This window comes from Pseudomonas sp. GM18, from assembly GCF_000282195.1.
Classification (GTDB): Bacteria; Pseudomonadota; Gammaproteobacteria; order Pseudomonadales; family Pseudomonadaceae; genus Aquipseudomonas.
The window spans coordinates 1-10,790 of the sequence record NZ_AKJT01000091.1; the positions used below are offsets into that span (position 1 = coordinate 1).

General features: G+C 59.8%; 8 protein-coding genes. 6 read left to right on the plus strand and 2 right to left on the minus strand.

Annotated elements, in window-relative coordinates; all coding sequences use genetic code 11:
• Positions 1-115 precede the first annotated feature (115 nt).
• Complete coding sequence (locus PMI21_RS06100) at positions 116-1,216, minus strand: alkene reductase (RefSeq protein WP_007940674.1); 1,101 nt, start codon at positions 1,214-1,216, stop codon at positions 116-118.
• Positions 1,217-1,363: 147 nt separating this feature from the next.
• Here PMI21_RS06100 and PMI21_RS06095 point away from each other — a divergent pair, with 147 nt between their 5' ends.
• Positions 1,364-2,248, plus strand: coding sequence for a LysR family transcriptional regulator (locus tag PMI21_RS06095; RefSeq protein ID WP_007940675.1), 885 nt, complete (start codon positions 1,364-1,366; stop codon positions 2,246-2,248).
• A gap of 79 nt (positions 2,249-2,327) precedes the next feature.
• Here PMI21_RS06095 and ahr read toward each other — a convergent pair whose 3' ends face one another.
• A complete protein-coding gene (gene ahr / locus PMI21_RS06090) occupies positions 2,328-3,359 on the minus strand; it encodes an NADPH-dependent aldehyde reductase Ahr (protein WP_007940676.1) in 1,032 nt (343 codons plus the stop codon).
• A 498-nt stretch (positions 3,360-3,857) separates the two neighbouring features.
• Between ahr and PMI21_RS06085 the strand changes: the two genes are divergently transcribed.
• The 5 genes from PMI21_RS06085 (at position 3,858) to PMI21_RS06065 (ending at position 10,509) form a co-directional block, all read left to right on the plus strand.
• Positions 3,858-5,306, plus strand: coding sequence for a serralysin family metalloprotease (locus PMI21_RS06085; protein ID WP_007940677.1), 1,449 nt, complete (start codon positions 3,858-3,860; stop codon positions 5,304-5,306).
• 67 nt (positions 5,307-5,373) lie between these two features.
• Positions 5,374-5,796: an AprI/Inh family metalloprotease inhibitor gene (locus tag PMI21_RS06080; RefSeq protein WP_033064178.1), complete on the plus strand. Its 423-nt coding sequence runs from the start codon at positions 5,374-5,376 to the stop codon at positions 5,794-5,796.
• Positions 5,797-6,008: 212 nt separating this feature from the next.
• Entirely contained in the window at positions 6,009-7,796 is a 1,788-nt protein-coding gene (locus PMI21_RS06075) for a type I secretion system permease/ATPase (protein WP_007940679.1), read from the plus strand.
• A complete protein-coding gene (locus PMI21_RS06070) occupies positions 7,793-9,142 on the plus strand; it encodes an HlyD family type I secretion periplasmic adaptor subunit (protein WP_007940680.1) in 1,350 nt (449 codons plus the stop codon). The genes PMI21_RS06075 and PMI21_RS06070 overlap by 4 nt, the downstream gene beginning before the upstream one ends.
• A gap of 2 nt (positions 9,143-9,144) precedes the next feature.
• Complete coding sequence (locus PMI21_RS06065) at positions 9,145-10,509, plus strand: TolC family outer membrane protein (protein WP_007940681.1); 1,365 nt, start codon at positions 9,145-9,147, stop codon at positions 10,507-10,509.
• Positions 10,510-10,790: the final 281 nt, after the last annotated feature.

Sequence of the window (10,790 nt, forward strand, 5' to 3'; positions counted from 1 at the left end):
GTTCGGCTGCGCAGCAGTCGTGTCCTTCATAGACTTGGCACCTCTTTGGAAACGAACAGGTGCCCAGGGGCAACCGGGGCCACCCATGGCTCCCAGCTGTCGGCGGTGCGGAGTATCAGGCGGCTTCGGTGTAGAAAGGATAGTCCGTGTAACCCGCTTCCGTGCCGCCGAAGAAGGTCCCGCGGTCGTACGGGGTCAGTGGCCAGCCGTTGCGCAGGCGCTCTGGCAAGTCAGGGTTGGCAATGAAGTGGCGGCCAAAAGCGACCAGGTCGGCATCGCCTGCTTCCAGGATCGCCTTGGCCGATTCACCGGAGAAGCCACCCGCTGCGATAAGGGTGCCCTTGTAGTGCTGGCGGATGAGTTGGGACGCCACCGGGTTCTGGTCCCGACTCTCGTCTTCGGCGACACCCAGGATGCGCGGCTCGATCAGGTGCAGATAGGCGAGGTCCAGCTTGTTAAGCGTACGCGCGACATAGGTGAACAGGCCAACGGGGTCACTGTCGGACATATCGCCGAAATTGCCGCTCGGCCCCAGACGCACCGCCACCCGATTGCTGCCCCAGACGGAGATCACAGCCTCTACCGCTTCCAGCAGGAACCGGCTGCGGTTCTCGAACGAGCCACCGTAGATATCCGCACGTTTGTTGCTGCCGTCCTGCAGGAATTGATCGAACAGGTAGCCGTTGGCCGAGTGCAGCTCCACGCCGTCGAAGCCGGCAGCGATACCGCGTTCGGCCGCGGCGCGGAAGCTTTCTACCAGCCCGCGGATTTCCGCGATGGTCAGCTCGCGCGGCGGGGTGCCGGGGGTCCAGCCGGATTCGGTGAAGGCCAGGCCGCCGTGCTCCACGACGGAAGGGGCCACCGGCTGGCCGCCGTCCGGCTGCAGCAGGCTGTTGGACTGGCGCCCCGCATGGTAGAGCTGCAGGAATATTTTGCCGCCCTTGGCATGGACGGCGTCGGTCACCCGTTTCCAGCCGGCGATCTGGCTGTCGTCATACAGGCCGGGAGCACCGAGGTATCCATTGCCATTGGCTGCGGCGATCGTGGCTTCGCCGATCAGCAAGCCACCAGCGGTGGTACGCTGGGCGTAGTACTCAGCCATCAGTTGGCCAGGAATATCGCCTGGTTCGGCACGCATGCGGGTCAGTGGCGCTAGAACCACGCGGTGGGCAATATGATAAGGGCCTATTTGGATGCTCGTATGCAGTTTGGACATGACAACGATACCTATCAGTGGTGGGATGAGCGCAATGTAGGCGTGTAGCGCGTGAAGAAAAATATCTCGCGATGCCGAACATTTCGGATGGTTTTTCCGTAATCCCGCCTTGTTGACGCGGTACTCCCGGGGCACGCAGGAAAAGTGATGGAAAGTCTGAGCGGCATCTCAATGTTCGTGCAGGTTGCCGAAACGCGCAGCTTTACCGACGCTGCCCGCCAGTTGGGGGTGTCGTCCTCGACCGTGGGCAAAACCATCGCCCGGATGGAAGAGCGCTTGCATGTACGGCTGTTTCATCGCAGCACACGCAGCATCACGCTGACTGCCGAGGGAACCGTATTCCTTGAGCGATGCCGCCGCATCCTCAGCGAGGTCTCCGCTGCCGAGTCCGAGCTGTCGGGCCTGGCTGGCAGCCCGCGTGGTCGGCTTCGCGTGGGCACGCCTCTGCTGGGCGATCTGATGATGCCGGCCTTTGACGGGTTCATGGAGCAGTATCCGGAAGTCGAGCTGGATATCGATTTTTGCGACCGCATGGTCGATGTGATCGAGGAGGGGTTCGACGTGGTGATTCGGACCGGCGAGCAAAGCGACTCTCGCTTGACCGCGCGCCGCCTGGGTTCCTGCGCACATGTGCTGGTGGCGTCGCCCACGTATCTCAAGCAGCAGGGTGTGCCCACTTATCCGCGTGAACTGGAAAGTCATTTCTGCCTGCAACACAAATTTCCCGCCACAGGAAAGCTGGAGCGGTGGCCGCTGCGGCTCGGAACATCCGAGGCTGAATTGGCACTACCCGCCACGATGACGTCGAACACGATCGAGCCCCTTGCCTACGCTGCAATCCAGGGCAGGGGCATTGCCTTTCTGCCCACCTTCCTCGTGCGCGAAGCGCTGGAAGGCGGCCAACTGGTCACCGTGCTGGACGACTACATGGACCGCCAGGTCGTCTTCTGGATGTTGTGGCCAGCCAGCCGCTATGCCTCGCCCAAGCTGCGCGTGTTCATTGACTACATGAGTGCGCACTTGCGCATCTGACTCCTCACGCCTTCACGGTTGGATATCTCGAGTAGCGGCGGTAAAAGGCGCGTGCGGTATTACCCGACGCGCCAAGCTGTCATTTGCTGGCGTCCAGCACGACGCGGTAGCGCGCCTTGCCACTGCGCAGGTGATCGATGGCGTCGTTGATCCGGCTCATGGGAAAGTGCTCGACCTGCGGCAAGATCTGATGACGTGCGCAGAACTCCAGCATGGTTGCCGTGGTACTGGGCGAGCCGACCGGCGAGGCGGACACGCTCTTTTGTTGGGGCAGCAGGTTGAATACGTGCACTGGAATAGCGCCAGGCACGACGCCAACAAAGTGCAGGCGACCCTTGCCGCGCAGCGTTCCAAGCATGGCCGGCCAGTCGAGGTCGGCGTTGGCGGTGACCAGGAGAAAATCCAGGGTGCCGGCAATGGATTTCAGCGCGTTACTGTCGGTAGAGGCGAGCACGTTGTGTGCCCCCAGGCGCCTGGCTTCGTCCTGCTTGCTCAACGACGAGGTAAAGGCCGTGACTTCGCAGCCCCAGGCGTTGAGGAAACGCAGTGCCAGATGACCGAGGCCGCCGATTCCCACGACACCAACCCGGTCAGTGGGCTTGACGTCGAATTCCACGAGCGGGTTGAACACCGTAGAGCCTGCGCAGAACAGCGGTCCGGCCATGGCCGGGTCAAGCCCGTCCGGTATCGCAAGCGCCCAGGCCCAGTGCGAACGCAGGCGGTCGGCGAAGCCGCCGTTGCTGCCGACGATGGTGGGCTGGACGGTGTTGCATAGCTGGTGGGAGCCTTCGATACACGAGGAGCAATGCATGCAACTGCCCTTGTACCAACCAATGCCCACCCGTTGTCCCACTTCGAGACCGCGTACCTGTGCGCCCACTCGCACGATACTGCCGACCACTTCGTGGCCAGGGATAAACGGGTAGTGGCTCAGGCCCCATTCGTTATCGATCATCGACTGGTCGGAGTGGCAGACGCCGCAATACTCCACGGCGACTTCCACCTCCTCGTCCCCCAATGGACCGGGATCGTAGCTATAGCGCTCCAGTGGAGCGCCTGCCGATGTTGCAGCCCAGCCGGTAAAAGTAGTGACTTCGGTGCTGTCGCTCATGGGATACCTCCAGATCAGGAGACAGGATACGGTGGCCTGGCAGCGCTGATCAGGAGCCAGGGCGTAATCAGTCTAGCAGGCCGTGGTCTGAGGGCAGTGTAGGGATTAACTGGCCTTCGGAGTTCTGTTTCCGGCCACCGATGCAACTAACTGGACGTTTAATTTAGTTGATATCAATACACTGGCACTGATACTAAAAAGTCAAAAAAAAGAGAACCCATCAACAAAAAAACAACTTGCCAATATTTAATATTTAAATACGAAATTGTCGGACAATCCGGCTGAAACCCTGCACTAAAAACAATCTTTCGACAGCGTAAGCAATGTTTGCGGGAGTTCTGCGAAATAGTTCAATTTGACGTCAAAAAAAATGTAGACGTTTGATTTCGAATTGTGTCAGTTTTCATACGCCTTCATTGGGCGAGTGATAGGACGATCTCGCCAGAGATTGTCGTATCGGACAAAAACTGTTCCATTGATAAACAAGGAAGTGTGTTTATGTCGAAAGTAAAAGACAACGCTATTGATCTCGCCGAACAGAGCTTTGCGCCATTGGCTGCCTCCAGTTCTGCCTACAACCAGGTCGATAGTTTCAGCCATCAGTATGATCGTGGCGGCAATCTCACGGTCAATGGCAAACCCTCCTTCTCCGTCGATCAGGCCGCTACCCAGCTGCTGCGTGACGGCGCTGCCTACCAGGACAAGGACGGCAGCGGCAAAATCGAACTCACTTACACGTTCCTGACCTCGGCTTCGTCGAGCACCATGAACAAGCACGGCATTACCGGGTTCAGCCAGTTCAATACGCAACAGAAAGCCCAGGCCGTGCTCGCCATGCAATCCTGGGCCGACGTGGCCAACGTCACCTTCACCGAGAAGTCCTCCGGCGGTGACGGTCACATGACCTTCGGCAACTACAGCGGTGGTCAGGATGGCGCAGCGGCATTCGCCTATTTGCCTGGCACGGGCGCCGGTTATGACGGTACTTCGTGGTACCTGACCAACAGCAGCTACACGCCGAACAAGACGCCGGACCTGAACAACTACGGCCGTCAGACCCTGACCCACGAAATCGGTCATACCCTGGGCCTGGCCCACCCTGGCGATTACAACGCCGGTGAAGGTGCACCGACCTACAATGACGCGACTTACGGGCAAGACACCCGCGGTTACAGCGTCATGAGTTACTGGAGTGAAAGCAATACCGATCAAAACTTCAGCAAGGGTGGTGTGGAAGCTTATTCTTCCGGCCCGCTGATGGACGATATCGCCGCCATCCAGAAACTCTACGGTGCCAACACCACCACCCGTACCGGTGACACCACCTACGGCTTCAACTCCAACGCCGGTCGCGACTTCTTGAGCGCGTCTTCGTCGTCGGACAAAGTCGTGTTCTCGGTGTGGGATGCGGGCGGCAAGGACACCCTGGACTTTTCCGGCTTTACCCAGAACCAGAAGATCAACCTCAATGAAGCCTCGTTCTCCGACGTTGGCGGCCTGGTGGGCAACGTGTCCATCGCCAAAGGCGTCACGATCGAGAACGCGATTGGCGGTTCGGGTAGCGACCTGCTGATCGGTAACGGCGTGTCCAACGAACTGAAAGGCGGTGCCGGCAACGACATCCTCTTCGGCGCGGGCGGTGCGGACAAGCTGTGGGGCGGCTCGGGTTCGGACACCTTCGTGTTTGCGGCCAGCAGCGACTCCAAGCCAGGTGCGGTCGACCAGATCCTCGATTTTGTCAGCGGCCTGGACAAGATCGACCTGACCGGCATCACCAAAGGCGCGGGCCTGCATTTTGTGAACTCGTTCACCGGTGCGGCAGGCGATGCAGTGTTGACCACTTCGGGCGGCAACAGCCTGTTGTCGGTGGACTTCTCCGGGCACGGCGTGGCTGATTTCCTGGTCAGCACCGTCGGTCAGGCGGCGTTCTCGGACATCGTGGCCTGATTCAAGGCAAAAAGGAGGGTGGCGCTTTACGCGCTGCTCTCTGCCCCGATCCGGAGTAAAACGCCCTATGACCCAGAACGCTTTTACCTGCAAAACAACCGCGTGGCTGTTAGCGACGCTGATGATGTTTCTTGGAGAAGTAGCCATGGCAAGCAGTTTGAAATTAGCCGACCCGTCGGAGCTCGCCGGTAAATGGCAAGCCATTTTGAATGCCGCCCAAGACTCGCCCGAGTCCCAGGCGCTGCAGGACAAACCGTCGAATGTCTGCATGATCGAGCTTAAATCGGACCAGACCCTGGGTGAGGGGGCCGATTGCCTCAGTGCCTGGCTGAACAAATCGGCGATGGGCTGGTTCCCGGAGCCGGACGGCATTGCCGTGACCGGGGAGGAAGGCTCAAGAATTGTGTTCTTCAGCCGGCAGCATGAAGGGCTTTATAAAAGTACCTTGAAGTCGGGGCTGATTATTACGCTCACGCGCGCAGCGCAATAAGTGAAAAGCGTCGGACCGATAGCCGGTGCTGAATATAAAGACCGCTATTGCAGTTATAAGCAGCAGATCAATAATCGGGACGCTTTAAAGTCCATAAAGAGTTGTTATTAATCTGTCAGCGATAACCGGCAAAAGAATGTCTCGACCCGTGTGCGGACAGTTAACTGGAACCTCGCCGAACAGCGCGAGGCTTAATACCTCAGGAAAAACCAATGAAGATGGCGAAGAGCCCGGCCACCGCACCGTTATTCAAGGCACTGGGCGACTATAAGAGCATCTTGATCAGCGTCGGCTGCTTTACCGCATTGATCAACGTTTTGATGTTGGTCCCGTCGATTTATATGCTCCAGGTTTATGACCGGGTGCTGTCGTCGCAAAACGAAACCACACTGGCGATGTTGTCGCTGATGGTGGTCGGGTTCTTCGCCTTCATCGGGCTGCTGGAGACCGTGCGCAGTTTCATCGTCATTCGTATCGGCAGCCAACTGGAGCGCCGTTTCAACCTGCGGGTGTATCAAGCCGCCTTCGAGCGCAACCTGTTCAAGGGCGAGGGCAACGCCGGGCAATCCCTGGGCGACTTGACCCATATTCGCCAGTTTGTCACCGGCCCGGCGTTGTTTGCCTTCTTCGATGCGCCGTGGTTTCCGGTCTATCTGTTTGTGATTTTCCTGTTCAACGTCTGGCTCGGCGTATTGGCTACTGCGGGCGCGGTGCTGTTGATCGGGCTGGCCTGCCTCAACGAGGCCATGACCAAAAAGCCTTTGGGCGAAGCCGCGGGGTTTTCCCAGAAGTCCAGCCAACTGGCCACCAGTCACCTGCATAACGCCGAAACCATTCAAGCCATGGGCATGCTCGGCGCGTTGCGCAAACGCTGGTTTGGGGTGCACTCGCGTTTTCTCGGCTTGCAGAATCAGGCCAGCGACACTGGCGCGGTCATCAGCTCCCTGAGCAAAACCCTGCGCCTGTGTCTGCAATCGCTGGTCCTGGGGTTGGGCGCTTTGCTGGTGATCAAGGGCGACATGACCGCCGGGATGATGATCGCCGGTTCCATTTTGATGGGCCGGGTGCTGAGCCCCATCGATCAGTTGATCGCTGTGTGGAAACAGTGGAGCGGCGCCAAACTCGCCTACCGCCGTCTCGACGCCTTGCTGCAAGCCTTTCCTCCGAGTGACGAGGCCATGGCGCTGCCGGCGCCGAAAGGCCAGATCACGTTCGAGCAAGTCAGCGCCGGCCCGCCGGGGCAACGGGCAGCGACCTTGCACATGGTCAATTTCAACCTCGGCGCCGGCGAAGTGCTGGGCGTGCTCGGGGCTTCCGGTTCCGGTAAATCGACCCTGGCGCGGGTGCTGGTCGGCGTCTGGCCGACGCTGGGCGGCACGGTGCGCCTTGATGGCGCGGACATTCATCGCTGGAACCGCGACGACCTCGGCCCTTATATCGGTTATCTACCCCAGGACATCGAATTGTTCAGCGGCAGCATCGCCGAAAACATCGCCCGATTCCGTGAAGCTGATCCGCAAAAAGTCGTCGAGGCCGCGCAACAGGCTGGCGTCCATGAATTGATCCTGCGCATGCCCCAAGGCTACGACACCGTGCTTGGTGAAGACGGCAGCGGTCTGTCCGGCGGCCAGAAGCAACGGGTGGCCCTGGCTCGCGCGTTGTACGGCCATCCGAGCCTGGTGGTGCTGGATGAACCGAACTCCAACCTCGACACCGTCGGCGAAGCGGCACTGGCCGGCGCCATCGCACAAATGAAGGCCCGGGGCACCAGCGTGATTCTGGTCACCCATCGCTCTTCGGCCCTGGCCCAGGCCGACAAGTTGCTGGTGCTCAACGAAGGTCGCTTGCAAGCCTTCGGCCCAAGCCAGGAAGTGCTCAAGGCGCTTGCCGGCAACCAGTCAGGAGCCCAGGAACAACCACGTGAAAAAGCCGCGCAGGCACCGGGCGGGCTCAGCATGAGCCGGCAGTATCAGCCCACGACCAGGAATTCGGGTGTATGAGCAGCACACGCATGAACAACGACAGCGAAGCGACGATGGAACACGACTACATTGCCGAACGCCCTGAGCGCGACGCCCATTTCTTCGCCCGCATGGGCTGGATGCTGGCGATCGTCGGCGCCGGCAGTTTTTTCACCTGGGCGAGCCTCGCGCCGCTCGATCAAGGCATCCCGGTGCAGGGCACCGTCGTGGTCTCGGGCAAGCGCAAGGCCGTGCAATCGATGAGCAGCGGCGTGATCAGCCAGATTCTGGTGCGCGAAGGCCAGGTGGTAAAGCAGGGCCAACCGCTGTTCCGCCTCGACCAGACCCAGGTCGCGGCCGATGTGCAATCGCTGCAAGCGCAATACCGCATGGCGTGGGCCAGCCTGGCGCGCTGGCAGAGTGAACGGGACAACCTCAAGCAGGTGAATTTCCCCGCTGAACTGAGCAACGATCCCGACCCACGGCTGGCGCTGGTGCTTGAAGGCCAACGGCAATTGTTCAGCAGCCGTCGCGAAGCGTTTTCCCGTGAGCAAGCCGCGTTGCGCGCGAACATCGAAGGTGCCAGCGCGCAACTGGCCGGCATGCGCCGCGCGCGCACCGACCTGACGGCCCAGGCCAGTTCCCTGCAACAACAGTTGAGCAATCTGCAGCCCTTGGCAGACAACGGCTACATCCCGCGCAACCGCTTGATGGAATACCAGCGACAGCTGTCGCAAGTGCAGCAACAACTGGCAGAGAACACCGGCGAAAGCGGCCGGGTGGAGCAGGGCATCCTTGAATCCCGGCTGAAGCTGCAACAGCACAGCGAGGAATACCAGAAGGAAGTCCGCAGCCAACTCGCCGACGCACAGCTCAAAAGCGTGACCCTGGAAGAGCAACTGACTTCCGCCGGCTTCGACTTGCAGCACAGCGAAATCGTCGCCACCGCCGATGGCATTGCGGTCAACCTTGGGGTTCATACCGAAGGCGCGGTAGTACGCCAGGGCGAAAACCTGCTGGAGATTGTCCCGCAAGGCACCAGCCTGGAAGTGGAAGGGCACTTGCCGATCAACCTGATCGACAAGGTCGGCACGCACTTGCCGGTGGACATTCTGTTCACCGCGTTCAACCAGAGCCGTACCCCGCGAGTGCCGGGCGAAGTCAGCCTGATCTCCGCCGACCAGATGGTCGATGAGAAAACCGGTGCGCCGTATTACGTGCTGCGCAGCAGCGTTAGCGATCAGGCGATGGAAAAACTCAACGGCCTGGCGATCAAGCCCGGCATGCCGGCAGAGATGTTCGTGCGCACCGGTGAGCGTTCACTCCTCAATTATCTGTTCAAACCGCTGCTCGACCGGGCAGGCTCCGCGTTGACCGAGGAATAAGGATGTTCGGTTGTATGAATAAGCTTTCCCTGCTTGCAGCGACCCTGGCGTTGCTGACGTGCAACAGCGCAATGGCCATGGGGCCGTTCGACATCTACGAGCAAGCGTTACGCAATGATCCGGTGTTCCTCGGCGCTATCAAGGAGCGCGATGCCGGCCTTGAAAACCGCGCCATCGGCCGCGCCGGGCTGTTGCCGAGGCTGGGTTACAACTACAACAAGGGGCGTAACTCCTCCGAGGTCAAATACCTCAACGATCGTGGTAACAGACAAACGGATGATCGCAACTACAGTAGTTACGGCTCGACCTTGACCTTGCAACAGCCATTGCTCGACTACGAGGCTTACGCTGCGTATCGCAAAGGCGTGGCGCAATCGCTGTTTGCCGATGAAAACTTCCGTGGCAAGAGCCAGGAACTGCTGGTTCGTGTGCTGGAGAATTACACCAAGGCGCTGTTTGCTCAGGACCAGATCGACATCGCGCGCGCGAAGAAAAAAGCCTTCGAGGAGCAGTTTCAGCAGAACGAGCAGATGTTCCGCCAAGGGGAAGGCACACGTACCGACATCCTCGAAGCCGAGTCACGTTACGAGCTGGCGACCGCCGAGGAAATCGAGGCGCGTGACGAACAGGATGCGGCCCTGCGCGAGCTCGGCGCATTGATTGGCGTGCCGGCCATCGACATTGGCGACCTGACACCACTGGATCAGAACTTTCAGACCTTCACCCTGCAACCGGCCAACTACGACACTTGGCACGAGATGGCGGTGGCCAACAACCCGAACCTGGCCTCCCAGCGCCAGGCGGTGGAAGTGGCGCGCTACGAAGTCGAACGCAACCGCGCCGGGCACCTGCCGAAAGTCAGCGCCTACGCCTCGATGCGCCAGAACGAATCGGAAAGCGGCAACACCTACAACCAGCGTTATGACACCAACACCATCGGTATTGAAGTCAACGTGCCGCTGTACGCCGGTGGCGGCGTCTCGGCCTCGACCCGGCAGGCCAGCCGCACCATGGAACAGGCCGAGTACGAGCTGGACGGCAAGACCCGGGAAACCTTGATCCAGCTGCGCCGCCAGTTCAGCGCCTGCCTGTCGGGGGTCAACAAGTTGCGCGCTTATCAGAAGGCCCTGACCTCGGCTGAAGCGCTGGTGGTCTCGACCAAACAAAGCATTCTGGGTGGCGAACGGGTCAACCTCGATGCGCTTAACGCAGAACAACAACTATTTACCACCCGCCGGGATCTGGCGCAGGCACGCTACGACTATCTGATGGCCTGGACCAAGTTGCACTACTACGCCGGCACCTTGAGCGAACAGGATTTGGCCAAGGTGGATGAGGCGTTCGGCCAAGGTACGAGGGCTCAATGATTTAACCCAGGGTGTTTTGCAACGCAGCCTCTGGACCGGGGCCTACAACTCTAAAAACGCCAGGAAAGCGAGATGTCATGCACATGGACGTACAGATCAAGCCGATGTCGGTCGGCACGCTGCTGCTCTTGATTTCATCAATGCCAGGCCAGCTGTGAGAAGAGCCATGGAGTCGGACTGAGTCTCAATTGGCAGTTTTAACCCAGTAAACACCGATTGCGGTGAGGGGGCCTGATGCCCGTGATTTAACCGCAATCCCTGTGGGAGCGTGCCCTGACTGA